Origin of the sequence: Bacillus nitratireducens, assembly GCF_036320425.1 — a bacterium.
GTDB classification, from domain to species: domain Bacteria; phylum Bacillota; class Bacilli; order Bacillales; family Bacillaceae_G; genus Bacillus_A; species Bacillus_A nitratireducens.
On the sequence record NZ_JAUMJO010000002.1, the window covers coordinates 943,691 to 967,350 of the forward strand.

Consider the following 23,660-nt stretch of genomic DNA (forward strand, 5'->3'; position numbering starts at 1 on the left):
ATGAAATCATTGTATTCTAGATTTGTTTTTATGACGGTGGGGATTATGCTACTTAGTAGTGTAATTGGCTTTTTATTAACAAATGTATATTATCAAGTAAAGTTAAAACCGTACAATAGTGAAAAGATTTTAATGTATGCTGAGGAAGTAAAATCATTATATGAAAAGCAAAGTGAAGAAAATAAAGAGGCATACTTACAGTCTATTGCGAAATTAGGGTATGAAATTTATATTGTCGATGATCAAAAGAATGGAAAACGTATCGGTAATGCGTTTCGTAAGACGTCTATTAGTGATGATACCGTTCATAAAGTATTGAATGGCGAAACGTTTAATGGTGTTTCTACGTATCCAACACGTCTCTTTATTACAGGTTTTTTCGATAATGAATTAATAAATAGTGTCGGCGTACCAGTGCAACACGGTGATAAACAGTACGCTTTATTTATTCGTCCTGACATTCAGAACCAATTTGGCGAGATGCGAATTTTCTTAGCGGTATTACTTGGGTTTATCGTACTATTAAGTATTATCTTTATAGCGATTGCAGCTGGTTATATCGTTCGTCCAATTCGAACATTTACGAGAGCGACTCAAAAGATTGCAAGTGGTGAATATGATATCGAATTAGATGAAAATCGAAAAGATGAAATTGGTACACTAGCGACTAATTTTCAAAAGATGACAAAGAGTATTAAAGAATTAGATCAAATGAGACAAGAGTTCGTTTCTAACGTTTCTCATGAATTCCAATCTCCGCTTTCTTCCATACAAGGTTTTTCGAAAACATTACAATCGGAGAATATGAGTGAAGAGGAAAGAAAACGTTACTTGAAAATTATTGAGGGCGAAAGTAAGCGGATGTCTAGTTTATGTAAACAGTTACTTACGCTCGCTTCATTAGATAAAGAAGAGAAAGTTCTACAAATGAAAAAGTTTCACCTACAAAAGCAAATTAAAGACGTCATTTTTATGCTCGAATGGAAATGGCGTGAAAAAGATATCGCTGTCGAATTTGATGTGCCGGACATCGTTATAAACGGTGATGAAAACTTACTTCATCAAGTATGGAGTAATATTTTTACGAATAGCATTAAGTTTTCAAACGATGGCGGAACCGTTGAATTTGTTGTAGAAGAATTAGAATCAAGTGTGATGATCTCTATATCAGACAACGGAATTGGTATGGAAAAAGAAGAGATGGATCGTATATTTGATCGTTTTTATAAAGTAGATACAGCAAGAGCAAGAAACGTAGAAGGTAGCGGCTTAGGATTATCGATTGTGCAGAAGATTGTTGAACTGCATCAAGGAACCGTTTCGGTATATAGTACGAAAGGGGAAGGGACGACTGTTCAGGTGGAGCTTCCGAAATAAGTGTAGGAGAAGAGGCTGTTTGGAAACAGCCTCTTCTCTTTTGTCATTTTTTTGTTGGTTAGTCGATATATTTTCACTTACGTGTAAAGTGAGAAAAGGTGTTTAATTTGCAATGGAATTGTTAAAAAAATGCGAGTCATTCTATTCTACAATTGGACTAGTTTGTGGAATAAGATTAGCAGGAAGTTTATTTGGAAATGTAGAATCCCTACAGAGTTATAAGGGTTTTATTGAAACTGTAACTATTTAGGGAGGAGATTACTTTGAAACGAATTGACTTGCTTTTAAACGCACTAGATTCAACATTCGATAAAGAGAGTTGGTATGCACCGTTTAAACATGCTATAGAAGGACTTACAGCTGAACAGGCTATATGGAAACCACCTGGAGAGGGAACGAAAACCATTTGGGAGAACGTTAATCATCTCATTTATTACAAAGAGGGGCTTGCAGCAAACTTGGAAGGCCGTGAATGGACACATAATCTCGACGGTGATGAAACCTTTTATCTTACAAATCAATCTAATGATGATAAGGAATGGAAGAAAGTCGTTGAACGTTCTGAAGATGCTCAACGTAATTTAAGACAGGTATTGAGTGCAATTTCCGAAAAAGAGCTTGAACAAAATTCATTTGAGGGTAAATTACTGGACATCATGCTTCATGATGCGTATCATACAGGCCAAATTATTCAATTAAGGAAGATGCAGAGGGTATGGCCATCAAATCGTTAACTGAACGTTTTAGTTATTCCATTAAAGGGCGCTATTGTTGAATAAAACTTAGATTTTTAAACAACTTTATTGATATATTTTTTAGTGAAGTGAAGTATCTTACATACAAAATGAAATAATTATATTTTTAACCCCGTCCTATATTTAGAACGGGGTTATGCTTATTTGAGATAATAAAATTAAATAATTTTATTATAACTACACATTACGGATTAGATAATATTTTCTTTCTGCTATAAAGCCGCACCTTTCCCACGTTCCTCCTTAAACCGAAGCCCAAAAGTATCCGATGTAATTTCATCAGCTTTCGGCAATGAACGTAATTTCGGATGAAGTAGCCATACGAGAGAAATGAATAAAATCCCGATGCTAGCGAGCGCGAAAATGAGTTGGCTACTAAATACATTTGCAGTGTATCCACCAATTAAAGAACCGAACGGCATAGCGATTGTGCCCATACTCCGTGTGACTGAATTGATGCGTCCAAGGTATTGATTTGGAATTACAATTTGACTAATTGTCGCAAATAATATGTTGGTGGCACCAATTGGAATCCAAGCTAGGCCGAATAAGAAAATAGACAGCCATTGAAATGGTACAATCGTAGAGAGAAACCAAAAAATAGCGCCAGTCGCAAAGCCAATAATAGAGACACGGCCAACATTACGTTTGCCAACCCATGAACTGAATAATGCACCAATGAGACTACCTGCTGATATAGCAGCTAAGAAGAAGCCATATGATCTCACGCCTCCTAAAGAATCAGCGAAAGAAGGGAGTATCGCCATCGTCATACCGATTGAAAAATTAGCGACTACTGAACCGATTAAGAATACGCCCATTAATGAACGGAAGACGATTGAAAAACCTTCTTTTAAATCAGAGAAATATTGCTTAGTTGACAGTGATGTGCCCGTTTCGGTTTGTTTTGGCATTTTTAATGAAAAGAACAAAAGGGCAGTAATCGCGAATGTAAAAGAGTCGATTACATATAAAGTGATTGCGCCAAGTAGTGCTACTAATATTCCAGAAAGAGTCGTACAAATTAAATCGATGCCTTGATACGCAAATGAGAAGAGTGAATTTCCTTTTAATAATTGTGTTTTATTCAGTAGAAGAGGTAAAGCTTTTGATTGTGCGGGATAGGCGAATTGTTCGATAAAGGCTACGATGGGCATGATGATAAGTAGTAGTTGAACAGTTAATAGGTCGAAGTAGTGTGTAATAGGAATGATTAATATTAGGACGCATTGCAGAACTTGTGTGATGACGAGGGTGTTTTTGATTGACCATCTATCAACGAATGGCCCAGTAAGAAATTGAAGTGCAGAAGGTAATAATGTAAGGAAACCAGCTAATCCAGAATAGAAAGGACTGCCACTTAATTTATATACGAGCCACATCGCTGCTACATAATACAAGCTATCTCCTATGTTTGTAAAAATTCTCCCTAAAAATAATAAGAGGAAATTCCGGTTTTTTAATATGTCCATTTAATCTACTCCTTTATAATAAAGTGAAACTTTAATCAGTGGGAGGTTTATTCCCATTGATTATTAGTTGAACCAATCGGGCATTTACGGGCAGTTAATCTCCTATCTAACTTCTTTGTTCCAGTTGAATTTTCAGGGGGGATTCTTACTGCCCGTTACTGCCGGGTAAATTTATTCGGTAAAATAATTTTGACCGTTAGTGTAAAAAAAATCGTATTACGATTTTTCTTCTTTTTTCACAAAGCGCTGCATTGCTCGTTCTTCGATTTGTAGTGCAGTAGTAGAAATGTAATAAGATTTACTATTTGGATCTTTATCTGCATCTTTTGTGATCTCGTTTAATTCAGACATCACTTTATAAAACTTTTTCACCCACACTTGAAATTGTTCTGGCGTAGCATCAAACTCCCAGCAAGATGAAACGTAATTCCACTCAGCTGGATCTTCACTTACTTTTCGTAATGTAAAAGCTCCTTCTGGCGCAGCGAGAATATGGCTTTTCGTCATTTCCGTCATTTGTAAAAAGATTTGGCGACCTGATTCACTTAATATTTCTACATGAGGTAATAGTTCTGCAGCAGGGGTAAAGCCTTTAGCGACAGATTGATAAAACTTTTGAATGATGCCATTCTTTTCTTCTGTATATACGATTTCTATAAGGCCATTCTTTTCTAATTCTTTTAAATGATAATGAATTTTCGCCCTTGAAATGCCGAATTTCTCAGATAGCAGTTGTCCTGTATAAGGACGTTCGCATAGACGCATCATCATTTCGGCACGTAGTGGATCGCTTATTGCTTTTAGTTGGCTATAAGTAGTTAGTGTTAACATGGGCTTCAAAATGATCAACTCCTCAAATAAAATTACTCGGTCAAGATTATTTGACTGAATTGTATCAAGGATTTTAATTATTTTCAATACTTTCTGAAAATTTAATTTTTCTTCTGTAATCTTCCGTTCATACTCCGTTCATATTTCTTTTTTATGATAAGTGCATAGAAAGTAACAGGAAGGAGCGAGCGAAATGTTTTTAGCTCTGCGTGAATTAAAACAATCAAAATTAAGATATGGATTAATCGGACTTATTATGGTGTTATTATCATTTTTAGTCCTTGTCATTTCAGGATTAGCAAATGGACTATCATATGATAATGCTTCATCGATTCAAAATATGGAGGCAAATAAGTTCGTTTTAGCAGATGATGCGGAAAATAAATTACTTCGTTCACAAATTAAGAAAGACGATGTAGATAATGTAGTAAGTCAAGTAGGCGAGAAAGAGGCAGTGCCGTTTCGTGTGAAAGTTTCAACGTATGAAAAGAAAGATAGTTCGAAAAAAGTGGATGTTGCTATTTTCTCAAGTGAACGTGATTCATTTTTAGAACCGAAAATTGTAAAAGGTGAGAAATTAGGTACAGCAAACAACGAAATGGTTGCTGATGAATCAATTAAAGAAAAAGGAATCGATATTGGAGATACAATTATCGACCCTGTTTCAAAGAAAGAATTTACAATCGTTGGATTTACGAAAGATCAAATGTTTAGCCATACACCAGTCGTTTATGTAAATGAAGACGTATGGGGCGCTATTTCACAACCAAACCAAAAAGATTATAGTGCAATTGCGCTGAATACAGATAAAGAAATTAAAAATGCACATGTTATCGACAAAAAAGAAGTACTGCAAAGTATTCCAGGATTTAAAGAAGAGCAAGGGACATTAACGATGATCATTGCATTCTTACTTGTTATCGCTGCGTTACTAATCGGTGTATTCTTCTACGTAATTACACTGCAAAAAACACAGCAATTAGGTGTACTAAAAGCAATTGGAACGAAAAATTCTTATTTAGCAAATAGCTTAGTCGTGCAGGCGTTATTCTTATCAGTCGTTGCGATGGTGATCAGTATTGTTCTTGTACAAGGATTAGAACAAATTTTACCAGCGGGTATGCCGTTCTTATTAACAACACCGATGATTGCACAATATGCAGCAATCTTTATCGTAATTAGTATTTTAGGAACACTTATTTCGTTATACCAAGTATTAAAAGTTGATGCATTAGAAGCAATTGGAGGCGGGATGTAATGACTTCATTATTAAAATTAGACAAAGTAAGTAAAGTGTACGGAGAAGGGAATACGGAAGTAACAGCCCTTCATCCGATGTCGCTTGATGTGAAAGCTGGAGAATTTATCGGGATCGTCGGTCCTTCTGGATCAGGGAAAAGTACGTTATTATCAATCGCGGGTGCTTTACTATCACCGTCAAAAGGGGATATTTACATTCGTGAACAAAATATTACGCAGTTATCAGAAAAGGAAATGACAGACATTCGTTTGAAAAAAATCGGCTTCATTTTCCAGTTCGCAAATCTTGTTCCATATTTAAATGTAAAAGAACAATTGCTTTACATTGCAAAGCTTAAAAAAGAAAACAAACAAGACTCAGAAAAGCGTGCGGATCATTTATTAGCGGCATTTGGATTAGGAGAAAGAAAAAGTCATTATCCAAATCAACTATCTGGCGGGGAAAAACAAAGGGTAGCAATCGCTCGTGCGTTCATGAACAACCCAGATTTAATATTAGCGGATGAACCAACTGCAAGCTTAGACTCAAAACGCGCACGTGAAGTTGTTGAAATGATGAAACGTGAAGTGAAAGAGAGCCAAAAAGCAGCAATTATGATTACACATGATGAAAGAATGCTTGATGTATGTGATCGTATATTGACACTTAGAGATGGACAGTTAATATAAAGAAAAAAGGCCAACCGTACATATATGTGCAGTTGGCCTTTGTATGATTATTTTAAAATAGATATAATGGCTTTATTTTGAGAATAACGTTTTAATTTTATTGCGTGTTACTAATAAAATTCCACCTAGAATAGATAACATACCTAAAGCCATATTATTTGATTGCTCACTACCAGCGTTAGGAAGTTCTTTAGCATTGTTTTTCGCTGGAACAGTAGAAGGTGTAGTAGTAGTGTTACTATTCACTGTCGTTTGTTTTGGTTGTGATACTTCATTAATTTTGTTATCAACATTTTGCTTCGTTGTATGTAACTCAGCTAATTTGTCGTCAATTTTTTTCTCAGTATGTTTAAAGTCGTTTATTTTAATATCTAAGTCTTGTTTTTTCTTTGATAAATCATCTGAAACAGTTTGTTTCGCTTGTTTCATTTCGTTTATTTTATTTAGTAAATCTTGTCTAGCTTCTTGTAATTCAGCAAGTTTGTTTTTTACATCTTGTTTAGCTAGTTCTAAGTTAGCGGAAAGACTATCTAAATTGCCTTTAATTTTCTTAAGTTCTTCTAACGCGTTCCCAGTATTCGGCTTATTTTCTTTTAGCTCAGCAAGTTTGTCCTCAGCAGTTTGTTTCGCTTTTTTTAACTCAGCTAATTTTTCATCTACCTGTTTTTTTACTTCTTTAAGTTCATTAACCTTTTGATCGATGTTCTCTTTATGTTGCTTAATTTCATTAACCTTTTCATCGACAGTTTGTTTGTGTTCTTTAATCTCAGTAACCTTATTATCGATATTTTGCTTATGTTCTTTAATTTCAGCAACTTTATCATCTACTTGTTTTTTATGCTCTTTAATTTCAGCAATTTTATCTTCGGCGATTTGCTTGTCTTGCTGAAGTTTTGCATCTAACTCTTGTTTATGTTGTTTAATCTCGCCGATTTTTTCATCTGCAACTTGTTTACGTTCATGTAGTTCATTAACCTTTGTATCAACATTTTCCTTAACTTGGTTAAGTTCATTTAATGTTTGATCCACATTTTCTTTGTGCTGCTGTAATTTCGCATCTAACTCTTGTCTATGTTGCTTAATTTCAGCTAAGCGATTTCCCGTACTTTGCTGGGGAGTAGCATCATTTACTTCTGCATGAGTAGGGGTAGATCCCGCAATCATTGCTAAAGCTAGTGTAGACGCAGCGATTGTTTGTTTTGTTTTCATTTTTTTGTACCTCTTTCCTATGAGTGAACTCTATTGTGTAAAATTGAGCATATAGAAGTAGAATATTTTATCATTATATACCATGTTCGGCGCTTAGAGGAAGTATTTGCATAATAATCTATGATTATGTGATTCTTATAGTCTCTTATTTTGGGATAGGGGACAAATCTTCAGCAAGATGAACAATTTCTTCTATAGTAGATTTTACATCTTTACTATCGCGAATAACAAACAAATAATCAGCCTCATTTTCTACAGGATGTACTACATCTTCATGCAGTGATTCGGCCTGTTGGCGATTGAGTACCTCTTTGAAACTAGAATAGTTACCTCTAAATATATTTGTACTTCGCTTACTACGAGCTACTCTTTCATAAAGTACATCATCTGGAATGTCAAAATGAACGAGTATGCGTACATATTTCTCTTTCTTAAACAGTTCATTTAGTAAATACATCCGGCCGTTTCGGCTTCTATTTGAGTTGCAAATGATAAGGTGTAAATTTGTATATTCTTTTGCATAATCAACGATGAATTTTGAAAGACCATGCTTAAATGTATTAGGGCCCTTAGTCGGCTGTAATTTTTCATAATGCGTGTTAATAAATTCGGCTTGGTTATCTTGATCCATAACGAAAGAGTTGGGTATCTCTTTTTCTAACGCTCTTGCAAATGTAGTTTTTCCGCTGTGTGTTTTTCCTACTGTAATAATGACTAATCGTTTCATATTGGCCTCCACATGTATTGTTATAATTTGGAACATTCGATGTGAATCGACAATTTTCCTGCCGGAGAATATACAAAGTGGCTGAGTAGTAATGGGCTGAAAATTTTACAAAAAAATATTCTGTTTAGAAAGGGGGCGGCAATGCTATCGTTATTGAAATATATTATGGAAATGTACCTGGTGAAAAGGAGATTTAGAATAAATAATAATAAGGTAGGAAACATATACCCTTTATTGTTAAATACGGCCTTTCATAATCTATGTTAAATTAATTGGAAAATTCAGGGGAAAGTGTTATGGTTTATTTGGGAGCTGTACATTATTTATGTTCAGTAAAAAAGGGGGATTAAAGTGGGGGCTAAAATTTTTAACGGCAGGCATATAGCCAATAGCAAGGATCAAGAATTTGTTGTTTTTATTATTGGTATGCGTATTAATAACCTATTAAAATTTTGGAAGTGGCTACCAGTTTTCAATGCTATGGGACCTATGATTAAAGAATTGTATCAAAACCCACAATGGGGTTTCTTACATACCGAATTCTTATTTAGTTGGAGAAAGGTGGTCTTAATTCAATACTGGAAGGGATTCGATGAATTAGTAAACTACGCTCACGGAAAAAACCATTCATCTGCTTGGAAATCCTACAATAATAAGATTAAAGATAATGGGAGTGTCGGTGTTTTTCACGAAACTTATCAAATAGAAAAAGGTGCTTCTGAAGCAATCTATGTTAATATGCCAAAAACCGGTTTATCTAGAGCTACCGAACACATACCAGTATCTCAAGATACTAATACTGCTCAAAAAAGAATGGATAAATAATTCGGAAAGTTCCGTATATAGTTTCGGTTTTCCTGCCAGAGAATATACAAAGTGTCGGAGTAGTAGCAGGTTAGAAACTTGACAAAAAAACTTATTTATGCTATAATTTACCAATATAAAAATAAAGTGTATAATAGGGTTCTCCTGGCCAGGGGGACCCTATTTTTGTTGTGGAAATGAAGGAGAGTGTATGTGCGTGAAAAAAGGTGAAGCAAGTGTAACGTCGTTAGTATCAGCTTTCGGAAGGGCGTATCATAGTGAATTTGATAGTTCTAAAATCTTTGATGATTATGTAGCTAAAGATCTTATTTCACAAAAAGAACGTAATGATATTGAAATGAACATGGTTCAAGGAATACATTTTTTCAATAAAGACATTGCAAAGCAGCTTCAAGACAATCCGAAAGAAATTTTAAAATGGATTACACAAGTTCAATTATCACCAACACCTTTGGCACGCGCGGCATATTGTGAAAGAGTGCTATTACATGAAATTGCATTAGGCGCGAAGCAATACGTCATACTCGGTGCAGGCTTAGACACGTTTAGTTTTAGACACCGAGAATTAGAAAATAAAATAGAAATATTTGAAGTGGATCATCCTTCTACGCAAGGGTTTAAAATACAAAGAGTGAAAGAATCAGGTCTAGAAATTCCAAGCAATCTTCATTTTGTTTCGATGGATTTTACTAAGGATTTCTCTAAGCAAAAATTAGTAAATGAAGGATTTGAAAATAAAAAGAATTTCTTTAGCCTTTTAGGTGTTACGTACTATTTAACGAAAGAGGAACTTTCCAGTTTAATAGAATGTTTATTCGAGAGGGTTCCAAAAGGGAGTTCTATCGTTTTTGATTACCCTGATGAAAACTTATTTACGGAAAAAGGTTTATCTAATCGGGTTGAAAACATGGTGAAAATGGCTATGGTAGGCGGAGAACCGATGAAATCATGTTTTTCTTATGCCGAAATGGAAGCACTATTAGAAAAGGCGGGTTTACTTATTTATGAGCACTTATCACCAGAGGATATTAATAAACTATATTTTGAGGGACGAAACGATTATTTAGAAGCTTTTGAGACGGTGCATTATGTGCATGCGGTGAAGAAGTAAGGAATTAGTGGACATGGGGAGAAATCTCTGTGTCTTTTTTTGTGGGAAAAAGGAGATGGGGTGTAGTGATGGGAAGTAATAAGCATGTTGCTATTGGAAGTAGAGGGATTGTGAAGAATAATTTAAATGTTTATATAGGGGTAATTGCACATCGTTATCCAGCTAATAAAAATGGGTTACCCAAAAACGATAAAAATGATTAGAGACCCTGGTTTTTATACAGTCAAAAAAATCAGGGCTATTTTTAAAGGATTAAGGATTATTGAGTAAGTAATAGTTAATTGATTGTGCCAGTATTTTTATTCTTCACTAATAAAAGGAGCAATTGTTTTTTTTTCATAAGAAGATAACACGATATTCGTTGATGGTGTACCATATTGCATTGTATCATCAATAAATTGTTCTAAACTTTCTACAGAATACGTTGCTAATTTGACAATATAGCTAATTTCCCCTGCTACTCTGTAACACTCAAGTACATCTGGATGATTATAGCAAAAGTTAGCTAATGATTTACAATCCTTTGATTTAAACAATATAAGTGCAGAAATTGGACGGTTTATTTTTTTTAGAGAAACATGTGCATGGTAACCTTCAATAATTTTTTGCTCCTCTAACTTCCGTACTCGCTCGGTTACTGACGGAGCAGATAAGTGAACGGCTTCTGCTAGATCCTTCATTGAAATTTTTGCATTTGACTGTAATAATCCCACGATTTTTTTATCAATTTGATCCATAAATCATCCAACCTTTTTTTATAAAATAGAATAACCTAAATTCCTTATATAATAAAGCCAAATGATCGAATATCCTTATTGAACTTATTTATCAGCCTTATATATTTGTATAAAATAAGGATAACAGGAGGCGATTTACGATATGAAAAAGGTTTTATTATTATTAGCTGATGGATTTGAAGCAGTAGAAGCTAGTGTATTTACAGATGTACTAGGTTGGAATAAATGGGAGGGAGATGGATCAACTGAGGTCGTAACAGTTGGTCTTCGGAATAAATTAACCTGTACTTGGAATTTTACTGTTATACCCGAAAAAACGATTGATGATATTCAATTAGATGAGTTTGATGCATTAGCTATTCCAGGAGGTTTTGAAGAAGCTGGTTTTTATCGGGATGCATATAGTAGAGAATTCTTACATGTTATTCAACATTTTTATGCCAAGCAGAAGCCTATTGCCAGTATATGTGTCGCATCATTAGCGCTTGGAAAAAGCGGAATTCTTACAGATAAAAAAGCCACCACATACAGTCATCCAACGAGTAAACGAAAAGAGCAGTTAAAGAATTTCGGTGCAATAGTACAAAATGATTTAATCGTTCAAGATGGAAACATTATTACATCTTCAAATCCAGGTACAGCTTTTGATGTTGCATTTTTATTACTTGAAAAACTAACATCTAAAAAGAACGCTAAACATGTAAAGGATCTTATGGGGTTTTAGGCATTGCTCTTCAACAAAGGGGTACTTGGAGTATTTTAAAATATCTTAACGAACATGGTCCAAAAGAGTGGTCATCTAATTGGGTGACTGCTCCAGATAAAAGAGAATGGAAATAATATGTAATAACAGATGGTAATGAATCGATCAAAGGTAAGTGCCCTTTTCATGCATAATTTAATACAAAGAATAATAATTGATTAAAATAGGAGAATTTTTATGATTGTAACACTCTTTACATATATATTGTTAGGTTTATCTTTATCAATACCTGCAGGTGCTATGACTGTCCAAATGACTAAACAAGGAATGAGAAATGGTTTCGTACATGGTTGGTTTGTAGGTATAGGAGGAATGACTGTAGATTTATCTTTAATAGTTCTGATTTATCTAGGGTTCTCTAGTGTATTAACCAATCCGTGGGTGGAAGCAGTTATGTGGTTACTAGGTTTTGGGTTTTTAATGTTTATTGGAATAGAAAGTATTAAAGAAGCAAAGTCAGAAGTTAACATAGAGGGAGAAGATCCTAATAAATCTTTATTAACAGCTTATTTGTCTGGTTTTATGATTGCTATATCACCGGCTAATATTGTCTTTTGGATAGGGATCTTTGGGCCGGTTCTAGTTTCTTCATTAGGTAATGCAAGTACATCAACATTTATATTAATAGCTGTAGGTATTTTATTAGGTATCTTTATGCATGATATGGTCTTATTAAGCTTTGTTCATTTTACTAGACGGTTTCTAAATCCAACCTTTATTAAATGGGTATCTATATTTGCCGCAATAGTACTATTCGGATTTAGTGGTTATTTTGGTTACGAGTTTATAAAACAAGTAATTACTTTTATTTAAAAAGCATAACTCTTATAAACTTAAATATGGTAGTTGAAATATAGATGAAAAAGATACGCATTTTAAACCTAAACGCAATGTAATTGTAAATATGTTATATTACGTAGGCATCCCCTCAGAAATTTTTTGATTCCTGGGGGAGGGTTAAATTCCTTACACATAGCCTTTTAAAAAAGAAACAACCTCTACTATAATTGACGGTGTATGAACTTAGCTTGATAGTGATGGGGTAATTGCACATACCTATTTACTGAAAAATATTAACTAACTCCAAGAGTCAAAAACGCTATTCTTACTAAAAGAATAACGTTTTTTTTATTATTTAAATATGATTTCATCTGAATGTATTGGAGATTTTTCCTCCAAAATTAGTAGAATTTTTACTTAAATTTACTACCTCAGTTGGATTTATCATATTTCAATTTCGATAGAATAGTAAATAGGTATATCGGATATGAAGATAAATTACAATGATTATACATACTTCAGATTTAGAATTACAGTAACTACTTAACTAATAAAGAAAGGAATAAGCAGAATGATACAGAACATATATGAAACGCATTTACATGTAAGAGATTTAGAAAAGGCGATAGATTTCTATCAAAATAAGTTGGGGTTAGCATTAGCAAGAAAACTATCCAAAAGAAAGGTGGCCTTCTTTTGGGTAGGAGAAAGTAAAAAGCAAATGCTTGGACTATGGGAAGTACATAATATTGAAGATTTTGAGATAAAACACTTTGCTTTTGGTGTAGATTTAGAATTTTTAAAGACTTCTAAATTGTGGTTAGAGAATCGTGGAATAGAAGTGGTGGGAAGCCAAGGGAAAGGAAATCAAGAGCCAATTGTCCAAAGGTGGATGCCAGCTGCAAGTGTATACTTTCTGGATTGTGATGGGAATAAATTAGAGTTTATTTCTATGTTACATGATAATCCAGATGAATTAGAATATGCATCTTATTTAAGTGAGTGGGAAGCGGAGCACCAAGAAAAATAAATGAGATTGTATCTATAAAAGGGGAAAAACGTTATTTTTTTGTGAAAAATATACAGAAAAGATGGACGTTTTACTTTACCAGAGTTATTCGGATTAAATGAAGAGAACTTAAAAAGGTAGAGTATTTTGTTGTAGTAATGTAACTGAGATTAAAAGACAACGTATTAAACTAAAAAATGTATTAAATAAATTTACATTTATTTAATGTTAAAAGGTAGAAAGTTAGATTGGCGCGAATCGATAATTGTGGAATGCGAAAAAAAGACAAAATCTCTTAAAAAATACTTAAATTTTTACTCCATTAATCTTTACAATCCCTCTTTATAATATGAATTGGACAAGCAACTAAGAGAACGCAGAACATGTCAGTTTATACATTCTATTATTAGGGGGGAGAAATTGTATGAAAAAGGCAGTTGCTTCGTTAGCCGTTATGGCAGTGTTATTACCAACGTTTTCGATGAATGCTGAGGGAAAAGAACAAGCGCAAGCACGGAAAACAGCGACGATGTTTAATGTTATTAGTGATATTCAAGGGGATTTAGGGGATTTTGATCACGTATTAAAAGATATGAACAAAGTGACACCACTTTCTAGAGCGCTTATTATGAATGGGGATATAACACCAACTGGACAGCAGTCACAATATGATGATGTAAAGCGAGTGCTAAACAAAAATAAGCATCCGGAAAATGTATGGTCAACTGTTGGGAATCATGAATTTTACGCTGGTAAATGGACAGCTGATGGGAAACTTTCTCAAAATACATGGCCAAATGGTGTAACGGAAGAGACATTGTTTAATCGATATTTAAAATTTAGCGGACAAGATAAGGTATATCATAAAAAAGAATTAGATGGTTATCCGCTTTTATTTTTAGGAACTGAAAAATATATGAAATACCATGATTCAAAAATGTGGGATGAAGTATATATGAGTGATGAGCAATTAGGTTGGTTAAAACAAAATTTAGAAGAATATAGTCAAAAAGATAAAAATAAGCCAATTTTCATTTTCTCTCATCACGTTTTACCTGATACAGTATCTGGATCAAGACAAAACCCGTATTTACAAGACTATTTAAACGTTGATAAATTGTACGATATATTAAAAGACTATCCGCAAGTTGTTTTCTTCACGAGTCATACGCATTGGGATTTAAATTTGCCGGACTGGGCTGGTAAAAAGAAAATTACAGGCGGAGATGAAAAAGGATTTACGGTTGTAAATACGGGCGGAATTGAAACTGGTTGGATGTCGGCTGGACCAAATGGTGGCGAGAAGACTGCGCCGGATGGATATTCTTTCAAACAAGGATTACAAATAAAAGCATATGGTAACGATGTAGTCGTAACGGCTTACGATTATAAACGTGATAAGGATATAAAGAAATTATCAATTAGTGATGCAAAAATCGTACAAATGGCACCAAATGTAACCGCTGATGATAGTAAAAATATAATCGTTGGTGCAACAGAATATATGGAGTACTCTGTAGAAGGAACGAACGAGTGGAATACGTATAATCCAGGAAAACCGCCGAAATTTGATGGCGACAAAATCGTATACGTACGTCACAAAGGAGAAATGAATTTAGAGCCAGGATTAACACAACTTCTTCGTTTTTCGGTACATAAGTGATTGGGTGCGCCTTATCTAATGAGATAAGGCTCTTTTTATTTTGTTAATAAGTCGATATATTAAAAAAACGTCGATGTAAATTTCATGTACCGTATTGAAATTCAATACATTTTAAATTCAGAAAGATGACTTCACCATTTTTCCATGTAATAATAGTATCGTTACATATATTGTGAAAGAAGTACAAAAGGAGCGTTACAATGAATTTAGCTAAATTCCCGAGAAAAAAATATACAGAATCATATACACCAATTGAAAAATTAAACAATTTTTCTGAAGTACTTGGTGGGCCGACTATTTATTTTAAACGAGATGATTTACTTGGTTTAACAGCTGGCGGTAATAAGACGAGAAAGTTAGAGTTTCTAGTTGCGGATGCACAGGAAAAGGGTGCAGATACGTTAATTACAGCTGGTGGTATTCAGTCAAACCATTGCCGTCTAACACTTGCAGCTGCGGTAAAAGAAAAAATGAAATGTATTCTTGTGCTAGAAGAAGGGCTTGAGCCAGAAGAAAAGCCAGACTTTAACGGAAACTATTTCTTATATCATTTATTAGGTGCTGAAAACGTAATTGTTGTGCCAAACGGAGCAGATCTTATGGAAGAGATGCATAAAGTAGCGAAAGAAGTTAGTGAAAAAGGTAATACACCATATGTAATACCAGTTGGTGGATCAAATCCTACTGGTGCAATGGGGTATATTGCTTGTGCGCAAGAAATTATGGCGCAATCATTCGAGCAAGGAATTGATTTCAGTTCAGTTGTTTGTGTAAGTGGTAGCGCTGGTATGCATGCTGGTTTAATTACTGGTTTTTCTGGAACGCAAAGCAAAATTCCTGTAATCGGAATTAACGTAAGTAGAGGAAAAGCGGAGCAAGAAGAGAAAGTAGCAAAACTTGTAGATGAAACTTCAGCTCACGTAGGTATTCCAAACTCTATTTCACGCGAAGCAGTTACATGCTTTGATGAATATGTAGGACCAGGATACGCTTTACCAACACCAGAAATGGTTGAAGCAGTACAGTTACTGGCGAAAACTGAAGGTATTTTACTTGATCCAGTTTATACAGGTAAAGCAGTAGCGGGACTAATCGATTTAATTAGAAAAGGTAAATTTAATAAAGAGGACAATATTTTATTCGTACATTCAGGTGGCTCACCAGCTTTATATGCGAATACCTCTCTATTTGCGTAAGTGTAAAAAGCATTGGGTATCCAATGCTTTTTGTTTTGAATTAATGTTGAAATTTGATACAATTTCGTGAATATGCGCTGATTTTTCAACATTCAACGGTAAACAACGATATATATAAAGGAGATTGATGTATGACAGAATTTTGGGAAGCAAGTTTTATAGAAAATCAAATGATGTGGGGATTTGAAGCTGCAGATTCCGCAATATTGACGAAGGATTTTTTCCTTGAAAAGAAAGTGAAGGATATATTGATTCCTGGTATTGGATATGGAAGAAATGCAAAGGTTTTTATTGATAACGGAATACATGTAACAGGTATTGAAATTTCAAAAACGGCGATTGAATTGGCGAGGGAAAATGAAATTAATGCTAATTTATTCCATGGTTCAGTTACGGATATGCCTTTTGATAACAAACTGTATGATGGCATATTTTCTTATGCACTTATTCATTTGTTGAATAGGGATGAGAGAGAGAAGTTTATTAAAGATTGTTATAGTCAGTTAAAACCAAACGGATATATGATTTTTACTACTATTTCTAAAGATGCCCCAATGTTTGGGAAGGGGAAACAACTTGGTAAAGACTACTTCGAGATAATGGAAGGGGTAAAAATGTATTTTTATGATGTTGACTCGGTACAACAAGACTTTGGAAAATATGGACTGATGGAAACTACGGAAATTGTGGAGCCACATAAAAATATGGCAAGTAAACCTCCATTTAAATTTATAATGATCAAATGTCAAAAAACACTATAATTACCATTGTGTAAAAATAGTGAAAGGTTACTTAATAAGCTGGTTGAGTAAGCTATTCACTCATTGTTCTGTAAAGGCGAAGTAAGGGGAGTCAAATGGCGTCCCTTACTTCGCTTAATTTATTTTAAAGAAAGTTCTGAACTTTCGATGAATCATTTGTTATATAATGGAATTATTGGAATGTGGGAGGGGTGATTATATGAGTACAACATTAAGATGGGTCATATACACGATACTCAGCATTTCTATAATACTAATACTTCTTTTAGGTTACGGATTATATTTATATTTTACGTGAAATGGTAACCGAACCAAAGGGAAAATAAAATAATTGCTGTATTAAATAACGTAAAGGTTAAACCGATAATAGATAAAATTTTCTTTTCGGTACGACTACAAAAAGAGATAACTGCTAATATAATTGCTATAACAGTGGAAGCTAATATGAAGTATGCGAAAGGAACCACGTATTCTACTCCAAATCTGTCTAAAATAGGTGAGAAGAGAAATAGACTAATAGTAACGAATATACTTACAATGAGAAACGTATAACTTTTCCAAGTGTATGTTTTCAGTTGCATGGAATGGCACTCCTTCCTTATTAGTGTTTATATGTCTAATTTAAGGTATTTACCTTTATTTTACAATCAGAGATACTTTTAATTAAAAGGCTCTTTTCATAAAGATTGTTGCTTTTAATTAAAATAAAGGTTAATTTTCTTAATACGGTATAATATTTACAGCAGATTATTCAGCAAACGGGCAGGATTGTGAAAGTATTGAGTTCGAGATATCTTCCTAAAAACCATTACTATAATAAAAGGATGACAAAATTTTTATGGTTAGTATGATAATTTGGAAACAGAAGTCAGTTTAATCTATGAAAACCTTATCAGAGGAGTGATGTAAGTGAAACAAAATATTTACGATAATCCGAATTTCTTCAAAAACTACACAGCATTGCGTGAAAGTGGAATAAACGCTAATGACTTCATAGAACAGCCAGCAATCAAATCATTAATTCTGTGTTTGAAAGGAAAATCGGTATTAGACTTGGGTTGCGGTGATGGTCATTTTTCAAAGTATTGTATAGAAAATGGTGCAAAAAACGTAATAGGTATAGACATATCCAAAAATATGATTGAACGTGCTAAAAAGTTAAATCAGGATGATAATATAGAATTTATGTGCCTTCCTATGGAGGATATGGGACTAACCAATCAAAAGTTCGACCTGATTATAAGTTCCCTCTCTATACATTACATTGAAGATTACTCGGCAATGATTCAAAAGATTAATGAACTATTAAAAAGCAGTGGTGAATTTATCTTTTCAACCGAACATCCAATAGCAACAGCTCGCAAAGGAAGCAACCATTGGATAAAAACTGAGGATGGTAATAAATCACACTGGGCATTAGATAATTATCAAGAAGAAGGTATCAGAGTACACAACTGGTTTGTTGACGATAGTGTGGTTATTTATCATAGAACTGTTGCCACATTAATAAATACTTTGATTGAACACGGGCTTTCGCTGGATAAAATAATCGAACCACAATCAACTTTGGCAGGGATAGAGAAAATGCCAGATTTAATAAACGAATCGCGAAGTCCATCTTTTATTATAATCAAGTCAAAAAAAACAAAATAATATTTAAAAATATCTACCGCAATCTGGGAGATTTTATTGAATTACGAAAACAGCCGTTTCACTAAGGAATGACTGTTTTTTATAATTCACGCAGAAAATTCACAGTGATTTGATTAGAATTTTGACAGGCACTAAGTAGCATTGATTTATCTGTTCTTTTTCCGCCAATTTTTTGCTTTGTTGAAGAAAGTTGAACCAATAAAGGTAATTGTCCAAGTATTTGGTTGCTACTCCTTGAAACCTATCCATTCAGCCTTTTAATCGCCTGTGATAGTTGTTGACGTTTTGGAGATGGTAGATGCCCTTTTTTACATATCCTTCTTTGCTTAGATTAATAGGTTCGTGTTTCAGAGCTTAAATTAGAGCAAATTTCTTGTAGTTAGTTGCTGTGTCCGTGCATAGCAACTAAGAAGGGTCAATGTAGCATCCGATAACCGCATCAATTTCTTCAGCTCTCACACGACCAGTTCCAGCTTTTTGGACAATAACTTGTCCATTACGGTCCTGAGCCACCACAACGGCAATTTTAAGATTGCTAATCCCTCTCTTTTCGTCTCTTCCTCCGCGTTTCTTGGGCTTTCTATCTAAACTACTACGCCCTTTTAAAGACCCTTTAAAAAAGGTCTCATCGCTCTCGATAATCCCTTTCAACATTTGAAACCCCATCGAATGAAGGGAATACAGGATTTTATGTCGCCAATAGAAGGCGGTGGATAAGTGGATGTTTAGACGTTCCACAATTTTGGGGAGGGAATAACCTTCGACCATCATTTGAAAATATTTCGACCATTTTCCAAGATAACGTGTCCCTGAAATAGGGGTATTAGATAAGTTATTGAAAGATTTTCCACAGTCACGACAGAGATAACGCTGTCTATCTCTATACTTGCCGTTCCACTTTACCTTTACACTACCGCAATGGACACAACCTAACCTTTCTTTAAAACGCATTTCCCTAATGGTGGTAAAAGCATCCTTCATATTCTCTTCATCGTTAGAAAAAAATCTTCTTTTAATAGATTAAATAGCTTGATTTGTTCATGTTTTGGCAAATCTGAAAAATTGGCATAAACGTTTTTCTACATAATAAAATCCCTCCTGAAAGAGAATTTTATTACCTCTCAGAAGGATGGTCAAAATAGCAACAATCTATACAAAAAGAGGCTATTAAAAAGAGGGGGACTAATATGCGAATTAGAAATTTGACTTTAGTTTTTGTTGCTATTTGTATATTCATAGTAACAGGCTGTTCAAATATACTAGGAAATGAAGATCAAAGAATCGAAGTGCAAAAACATGTTGGTGATGATAAATATGAAAATCTTAAGATAGTGACAGACAATAATCAGGTGTTGCAAGTAAAGAAAATATTAAATGATATTCATTATGAAAATAAAAAATCGGAAATGTCGCGTTCAGCTGATTATCAGTTTATTTTTCAGTTTAAAAATCCGAAAATAGAGGCGAAAGCTGTGTCATATCAAATTTGGATGAGTCCTAATAAAGATAAAGTAGAAGTAATGGCGGGGGATAATCGGTATGCTCAATTAGAAGGAAAAAATGCAGACACCTTGTTTCAGATTGTTACCGGAGAGAAGTTAGCTAAATAAAAGTATATGGTACTTAACTTTTTGGTGTTTATTGTAACGATTTATTACTTGTAAGGGACTATTCAATGTGTTGTTCTATTAAAAAACTAAAGTTGATTAATTAAATGCGATAAAATCTAGTTAAAAATAATGAAATTTCAGGAAAAATAAGGTACACTAGTCAATGGTTTTGGTTTAAAATCGATTGACGTTAATGTATATGGGGGAAAGATTGATGAACAACAATACTGTAAATGAATCAGTTGAAGAAGTTGATAGAAAACGAGTAAGATCAAGCAAACGTTTTACAAATTGGAAGTTTATCGTAGCGGGTATTGGTATAATTGCACTTCTCATTGGGGGAATGAGTTATTATCAGGCAACTCACTTCAATTCGAATGTTACGATTAATGACACAAAAGTTGGTGGTATGAGTGCTGATCAGGCAATACAGAAATTAAAAACATCTGGACTAGCAAACAAAGTCTATGTCGATCAACAACAAATTTTAGATGAAAAAGAGACAAAAACAGAACTTACGGAAAAAGATTTGCCACAAGTTAAGAAACTATTAAAAAGCCAGTGGACATTTTTCCCTTCCTCAAAGGAAAAAAATTATTCAGTGCTACCGGAAAAGGCGGATCAGTATCGTAGTGAAACGATGAAAAAACTTGTAGAAGAAAAGCTCATCTCTATGAATGAAAAATTACAAGCGCCTCAAGATGCTATGGCGAAGCTTGAACAAGGAAAAGTTGTTATTTCGAAGAGCGTTGATGGAAAACAGTATGACGTTACTAGTCTACTGAAAGATTACGACAAGCAGAAGTATAAAAGTGAAATTCATCTGAAGTCTACATACATAGAGCCTATTAAAGAAGACGATCCGATTGTCAAAAAAGAGGAAGAAGCATTACAAAATCTTCTTGGGCAGTCAGTTGAATATAAAGTGCAGAATGAAGTTTATCCTTTAAAAGCGAAAGATTTAATTCAAAATGCCTCTATGTCAAAGGATATGAAGGTTACAATCGATGCGAGCGATATTAAGAAAAAAATTGCTGAAATTAATAATGCTAAATCAACATTAAATAAAAATTTCAGCTTTAAAACCCATTCCGGTTCGGTCATATCAGTAAAAGGACAAGGCTACGGCTGGGCACTAGATGTTGAAAAAGAAACAAAACAAGTTCAACAAGCTTTTGAAAAGGGTGAAAAATCGCTATCTGCTTCTAATATCCATGGAAATGGTTGGGAGAAGGAAGGTATCGGTTATGAAACAACATCGAATAATGGCATCGGAGACACGTATGCGGAAGTTTCAATTGCAGAGCAACAAATTTGGATTTACAAAGATGGAAAATTAGCAGTCACAACAAATGTAGTAACTGGTAAACATAGCACGGGTGAAGATACATCACCAGGTGTGTGGTACGTTTTATATAAACGAACTCCATACACGCTGAGAGGCAGCGCAGTAGGTAAAGCTGATTATGCAGTTAAAGTAGATTACTGGGTTCCATTCACAAATAGCGGCCAAGGATTCCATGATGCAGGCTGGCGAAAAGACTGGGCAAATAATGCTTATTTAGCAGGGGGATCAGGCGGGTGTGTAAACCTTCTTCCTAATGTTGCAAAAACTGTATATGATAGTTTGAACACTAATGATCCAGTTATTGTGTACTAGAAAATAGCAATCTTGCGTGAAGCGATGTATGTATCAAGAACTTAAATTAAAAAAAGAAGCAGAAAATCGTGAGTGATTTTCTGCTTCTTTTTTATTATTTATACTATGCACTTCTCGTGTGCAGGGGGATAGTTATAAAAAATACAAAATATAAGCTAGGTACATTTAAACATAAAATGTGGTTATCAAGTCAGAGAAAGGCACCCGATGGTGTCTTTTCTTTATTTCCAAAAGGACCTGCTCAATATCATCATGGATTTTTATTAATGGCATTTATATATATATTGACTCATAAGAATAGAACTAGCTTAGTATTTACTGGGGGGATTAAGAATGAATAGGGATGAAACCTCATTACATCCTGATACGGGTGTTACGTCTGTAATGTTTGTTGAACGGTCATTAAATGAGATTCGTTTTTGGTCTAGAATCATGAAGGAGCATTCTTTTTTTCTTCGATTGGGGTTTAGATGTGAGGATACCCAACTAATCGAAGAAGCTAATCAATTTTATCGATTGTTTGAACATATCGAACAAATAGCGTATTCCTATACAAATGAAACAGATCCTGGGCAAATAAAAAAATTTAATTCAGAAGTACAACAAGCTGCAACTAATATTTGGGGATTTAAACGAAAAATTCTAGGATTAATTCTCACATGTAAATTGCCAGGGCAAAATAATTTTCCACTGTTAGTTGACCATACAAGTAGGGAAGCCGATTATTTTAGAAAACGTTTAATTGAATTAAATGAAGGTAAATTAGATGCCCTTCCTGATGCTATTATTAAAGAAAATGTTTTCTTTTTAAGGATTATGGCAGACCATGCTAAATTTATTGGTCATCTTCTTGATCCATCGGAAAGAAAGCTTGTAGATACAGCACGGAATTTTAGCAATGATTTTGATGAATTAATGTATCAAGCAATTGACTTAGAATCTATGAAACCACAATCTCAAACAGTTCCTCTTTTAGATCAATTTTTAGATCAAAATCGTGTATCAGTAACATCTCTTCGGGATTTTAAGAAAACGGCACGTGATTTAATTGAGCAATGTAAAATAAAGAGTATCATTCATCCATTATTAGCAGACCATGTATTTCGTGAAGCTGATAGATTTCTTGAAATAATTGATATGTTTGATGCTCATCTTACCAATATTAAATCACAACCTAGATATTAAAAAATAAGAAAAGATACTATTTTGCCTTTAGCTGAGAAGTTAACAATTTATTGTTAGCTTCTTTTCTTTGTAATTTTTAATATTTCCAAGCAATGTAATGAAGCATACTTAGCGTATAAGCTACAAGACCAAGGCAAACAGCTTGTGAAAATAGATAAGTGATTTCCTTCTACAAAAGTGTGTGGCGGTTGTAGAAACAAAAAAGAAATGCCGCTATCTGAAAGAACATATGAGTGTTCGTGTGGACTAAAAATAAGTCGTGATTAATGCAGCTATCAAAAGTAACGATTAACCGAGAAGTCACCACTTCAAGTAAGCTCATAAGAGATACTATGTGGTGGGTAGTTCACAGAACTTTATTATCTCCTTACACATTCCCCAGAAGAAACAAAGTGGAAAGAGATTGA

At 34.1% G+C, this 23,660-nt stretch carries 23 protein-coding genes and 2 pseudogenes; 18 read left to right on the forward strand and 7 right to left on the reverse strand.

The window, feature by feature from the left end; all coding sequences use genetic code 11:
* Complete coding sequence (locus Q3V31_RS11085; protein WP_071735367.1) at positions 1 to 1,377, forward strand: sensor histidine kinase; 1,377 nt, start codon at positions 1 to 3, stop codon at positions 1,375 to 1,377.
* 263 nt (positions 1,378 to 1,640) lie between these two features.
* Positions 1,641 to 2,111: a DinB family protein gene (locus Q3V31_RS11090; RefSeq protein ID WP_329765082.1), complete on the forward strand. Its 471-nt coding sequence runs from the start codon at positions 1,641 to 1,643 to the stop codon at positions 2,109 to 2,111.
* A 233-nt stretch (positions 2,112 to 2,344) separates the two neighbouring features.
* Here Q3V31_RS11090 and Q3V31_RS11095 read toward each other — a convergent pair whose 3' ends face one another.
* Both Q3V31_RS11095 and Q3V31_RS11100 read right to left on the reverse strand, forming a co-directional pair.
* Positions 2,345 to 3,604: an MFS transporter gene (locus Q3V31_RS11095; RefSeq protein WP_329765084.1), complete on the reverse strand. Its 1,260-nt coding sequence runs from the start codon at positions 3,602 to 3,604 to the stop codon at positions 2,345 to 2,347.
* Between the two features lie 216 nt (positions 3,605 to 3,820).
* Positions 3,821 to 4,444: an ArsR/SmtB family transcription factor gene (locus tag Q3V31_RS11100; RefSeq protein ID WP_329765085.1), complete on the reverse strand. Its 624-nt coding sequence runs from the start codon at positions 4,442 to 4,444 to the stop codon at positions 3,821 to 3,823.
* A 184-nt stretch (positions 4,445 to 4,628) separates the two neighbouring features.
* On the opposite strand from Q3V31_RS11100, the gene Q3V31_RS11105 reads away from it, so the two are divergent.
* Both Q3V31_RS11105 and Q3V31_RS11110 read left to right on the forward strand, forming a co-directional pair.
* Complete coding sequence (locus Q3V31_RS11105) at positions 4,629 to 5,693, forward strand: ABC transporter permease (RefSeq protein ID WP_000477779.1); 1,065 nt, start codon at positions 4,629 to 4,631, stop codon at positions 5,691 to 5,693.
* Positions 5,693 to 6,364 (forward strand): ABC transporter ATP-binding protein, encoded by a 672-nt coding sequence (locus Q3V31_RS11110; protein ID WP_000202609.1) that lies wholly within the window; start codon positions 5,693 to 5,695, stop codon positions 6,362 to 6,364. Before Q3V31_RS11105 ends, Q3V31_RS11110 begins: the two co-directional genes overlap by 1 nt.
* 72 nt (positions 6,365 to 6,436) lie before the next feature.
* Here the strand turns inward: Q3V31_RS11110 and Q3V31_RS11115 are convergent, their stop codons facing one another.
* Both Q3V31_RS11115 and Q3V31_RS11120 read right to left on the reverse strand, forming a co-directional pair.
* Positions 6,437 to 7,573 carry an LPXTG cell wall anchor domain-containing protein gene (locus Q3V31_RS11115; RefSeq protein ID WP_329765087.1) on the reverse strand — a complete coding sequence of 379 codons (1,137 nt, stop codon included), beginning with the start codon at positions 7,571 to 7,573 and terminating at the stop codon, positions 6,437 to 6,439.
* Between the two features lie 145 nt (positions 7,574 to 7,718).
* Positions 7,719 to 8,300, reverse strand: coding sequence for an ATP-binding protein (locus Q3V31_RS11120; RefSeq protein ID WP_016129886.1), 582 nt, complete (start codon positions 8,298 to 8,300; stop codon positions 7,719 to 7,721).
* Between the two features lie 351 nt (positions 8,301 to 8,651).
* On the opposite strand from Q3V31_RS11120, the gene Q3V31_RS11125 reads away from it, so the two are divergent.
* The 3 genes from Q3V31_RS11125 (at position 8,652) to Q3V31_RS11135 (ending at position 10,439) form a co-directional block, all read left to right on the forward strand.
* Positions 8,652 to 9,125, forward strand: a complete 474-nt coding sequence (locus Q3V31_RS11125) for a DUF4188 domain-containing protein (RefSeq protein ID WP_000501003.1) — start codon at positions 8,652 to 8,654, stop codon at positions 9,123 to 9,125.
* A gap of 190 nt (positions 9,126 to 9,315) precedes the next feature.
* Positions 9,316 to 10,236, forward strand: coding sequence for a class I SAM-dependent methyltransferase (locus Q3V31_RS11130; RefSeq protein WP_329765089.1), 921 nt, complete (start codon positions 9,316 to 9,318; stop codon positions 10,234 to 10,236).
* Between the two features lie 29 nt (positions 10,237 to 10,265).
* Positions 10,266 to 10,439, forward strand: coding sequence for a hypothetical protein (locus Q3V31_RS11135; protein WP_329765091.1), 174 nt, complete (start codon positions 10,266 to 10,268; stop codon positions 10,437 to 10,439).
* A gap of 96 nt (positions 10,440 to 10,535) precedes the next feature.
* On the opposite strand, the gene Q3V31_RS11140 is transcribed toward Q3V31_RS11135, so the two are convergent.
* Positions 10,536 to 10,973 (reverse strand): Lrp/AsnC family transcriptional regulator, encoded by a 438-nt coding sequence (locus tag Q3V31_RS11140; protein ID WP_016129884.1) that lies wholly within the window; start codon positions 10,971 to 10,973, stop codon positions 10,536 to 10,538.
* A 142-nt stretch (positions 10,974 to 11,115) separates the two neighbouring features.
* On the opposite strand from Q3V31_RS11140, the gene Q3V31_RS11145 reads away from it, so the two are divergent.
* The 6 genes from Q3V31_RS11145 to Q3V31_RS11170 all read left to right on the forward strand — a co-directional run bounded on the left by Q3V31_RS11145 (position 11,116) and on the right by Q3V31_RS11170 (position 17,145).
* Entirely contained in the window at positions 11,116 to 11,697 is a 582-nt protein-coding gene (locus Q3V31_RS11145) for a DJ-1/PfpI family protein (protein WP_000756894.1), read from the forward strand.
* A 216-nt stretch (positions 11,698 to 11,913) separates the two neighbouring features.
* The gene (locus Q3V31_RS11150; RefSeq protein ID WP_000637404.1) at positions 11,914 to 12,549 is read left to right on the forward strand and encodes a LysE family translocator; all 636 of its coding nucleotides are present in this window, start codon (positions 11,914 to 11,916) and stop codon (positions 12,547 to 12,549) included.
* Between the two features lie 538 nt (positions 12,550 to 13,087).
* On the forward strand, positions 13,088 to 13,546 hold the full coding sequence (locus Q3V31_RS11155; protein ID WP_000615632.1) for a VOC family protein: 459 nt from the start codon (positions 13,088 to 13,090) through the stop codon (positions 13,544 to 13,546).
* A 403-nt stretch (positions 13,547 to 13,949) separates the two neighbouring features.
* Positions 13,950 to 15,188, forward strand: coding sequence for a DUF4073 domain-containing protein (locus tag Q3V31_RS11160; RefSeq protein ID WP_329765094.1), 1,239 nt, complete (start codon positions 13,950 to 13,952; stop codon positions 15,186 to 15,188).
* 200 nt (positions 15,189 to 15,388) lie between these two features.
* Entirely contained in the window at positions 15,389 to 16,384 is a 996-nt protein-coding gene (gene cuyA, locus Q3V31_RS11165; RefSeq protein WP_001046627.1) for a D-cysteate sulfo-lyase, read from the forward strand.
* Positions 16,385 to 16,515: 131 nt separating this feature from the next.
* Positions 16,516 to 17,145, forward strand: a complete 630-nt coding sequence (locus Q3V31_RS11170; RefSeq protein WP_000134653.1) for a class I SAM-dependent methyltransferase — start codon at positions 16,516 to 16,518, stop codon at positions 17,143 to 17,145.
* A 290-nt stretch (positions 17,146 to 17,435) separates the two neighbouring features.
* On the opposite strand, the gene Q3V31_RS11175 is transcribed toward Q3V31_RS11170, so the two are convergent.
* Positions 17,436 to 17,726 carry a hypothetical protein gene (locus Q3V31_RS11175; RefSeq protein ID WP_001176324.1) on the reverse strand — a complete coding sequence of 97 codons (291 nt, stop codon included), beginning with the start codon at positions 17,724 to 17,726 and terminating at the stop codon, positions 17,436 to 17,438.
* Between the two features lie 328 nt (positions 17,727 to 18,054).
* Between Q3V31_RS11175 and Q3V31_RS11180 the strand changes: the two genes are divergently transcribed.
* Positions 18,055 to 18,798: a class I SAM-dependent methyltransferase gene (locus Q3V31_RS11180; protein WP_016129882.1), complete on the forward strand. Its 744-nt coding sequence runs from the start codon at positions 18,055 to 18,057 to the stop codon at positions 18,796 to 18,798.
* Positions 18,799 to 18,877: 79 nt separating this feature from the next.
* Here Q3V31_RS11180 and Q3V31_RS11185 read toward each other — a convergent pair.
* A pseudogene (locus tag Q3V31_RS11185) lies at positions 18,878 to 19,850 on the reverse strand (IS1595 family transposase).
* Between the two features lie 135 nt (positions 19,851 to 19,985).
* Between Q3V31_RS11185 and Q3V31_RS11190 the strand changes: the two are divergent.
* The 4 genes and pseudogenes from Q3V31_RS11190 to Q3V31_RS11205 form a co-directional block, all read left to right on the forward strand.
* Positions 19,986 to 20,408: a YhfM domain-containing protein gene (locus Q3V31_RS11190; protein ID WP_329765095.1), complete on the forward strand. Its 423-nt coding sequence runs from the start codon at positions 19,986 to 19,988 to the stop codon at positions 20,406 to 20,408.
* A gap of 214 nt (positions 20,409 to 20,622) precedes the next feature.
* Positions 20,623 to 22,068, forward strand: a complete 1,446-nt coding sequence (locus Q3V31_RS11195; protein WP_001064086.1) for a L,D-transpeptidase family protein — start codon at positions 20,623 to 20,625, stop codon at positions 22,066 to 22,068.
* Positions 22,069 to 22,401: 333 nt separating this feature from the next.
* The gene (locus Q3V31_RS11200; protein WP_001078039.1) at positions 22,402 to 23,253 is read left to right on the forward strand and encodes a DUF2935 domain-containing protein; all 852 of its coding nucleotides are present in this window, start codon (positions 22,402 to 22,404) and stop codon (positions 23,251 to 23,253) included.
* A gap of 105 nt (positions 23,254 to 23,358) precedes the next feature.
* Positions 23,359 to 23,520: pseudogene (locus Q3V31_RS11205) on the forward strand (zinc ribbon domain-containing protein); the annotation flags it as partial.
* Positions 23,521 to 23,660 lie beyond the last annotated feature (140 nt).

Excerpts from the sequence above, each read along its gene's own strand:
- Q3V31_RS11110 (WP_000202609.1), top strand. The coding sequence starts at position 5,693 with ATGACTTCATTATTAAAATTAGACAAAGTAAGTAAAGTGTACGGAGAA.
- Q3V31_RS11170 (WP_000134653.1), top strand. The coding sequence starts at position 16,516 with ATGACAGAATTTTGGGAAGCAAGTTTTATAGAAAATCAAATGATGTGG.
- cuyA (WP_001046627.1), top strand. The coding sequence starts at position 15,389 with ATGAATTTAGCTAAATTCCCGAGAAAAAAATATACAGAATCATATACA.
- Q3V31_RS11190 (WP_329765095.1), top strand. The coding sequence starts at position 19,986 with ATGCGAATTAGAAATTTGACTTTAGTTTTTGTTGCTATTTGTATATTC.
- Q3V31_RS11140 (WP_016129884.1), bottom strand. The coding sequence starts at position 10,973 with ATGGATCAAATTGATAAAAAAATCGTGGGATTATTACAGTCAAATGCA.
- Q3V31_RS11155 (WP_000615632.1), top strand. The coding sequence starts at position 13,088 with ATGATACAGAACATATATGAAACGCATTTACATGTAAGAGATTTAGAA.
- Q3V31_RS11085 (WP_071735367.1), top strand. The coding sequence starts at position 1 with ATGAAATCATTGTATTCTAGATTTGTTTTTATGACGGTGGGGATTATG.
- Q3V31_RS11175 (WP_001176324.1), bottom strand. The coding sequence starts at position 17,726 with ATGCAACTGAAAACATACACTTGGAAAAGTTATACGTTTCTCATTGTA.
- Q3V31_RS11150 (WP_000637404.1), top strand. The coding sequence starts at position 11,914 with ATGATTGTAACACTCTTTACATATATATTGTTAGGTTTATCTTTATCA.
- Q3V31_RS11195 (WP_001064086.1), top strand. The coding sequence starts at position 20,623 with ATGAACAACAATACTGTAAATGAATCAGTTGAAGAAGTTGATAGAAAA.
- Q3V31_RS11160 (WP_329765094.1), top strand. The coding sequence starts at position 13,950 with ATGAAAAAGGCAGTTGCTTCGTTAGCCGTTATGGCAGTGTTATTACCA.
- Q3V31_RS11095 (WP_329765084.1), bottom strand. The coding sequence starts at position 3,604 with ATGGACATATTAAAAAACCGGAATTTCCTCTTATTATTTTTAGGGAGA.
- Q3V31_RS11115 (WP_329765087.1), bottom strand. The coding sequence starts at position 7,573 with ATGAAAACAAAACAAACAATCGCTGCGTCTACACTAGCTTTAGCAATG.
- Q3V31_RS11200 (WP_001078039.1), top strand. The coding sequence starts at position 22,402 with ATGAATAGGGATGAAACCTCATTACATCCTGATACGGGTGTTACGTCT.
- Q3V31_RS11120 (WP_016129886.1), bottom strand. The coding sequence starts at position 8,300 with ATGAAACGATTAGTCATTATTACAGTAGGAAAAACACACAGCGGAAAA.
- Q3V31_RS11105 (WP_000477779.1), top strand. The coding sequence starts at position 4,629 with ATGTTTTTAGCTCTGCGTGAATTAAAACAATCAAAATTAAGATATGGA.
- Q3V31_RS11145 (WP_000756894.1), top strand. The coding sequence starts at position 11,116 with ATGAAAAAGGTTTTATTATTATTAGCTGATGGATTTGAAGCAGTAGAA.
- Q3V31_RS11130 (WP_329765089.1), top strand. The coding sequence starts at position 9,316 with ATGTGCGTGAAAAAAGGTGAAGCAAGTGTAACGTCGTTAGTATCAGCT.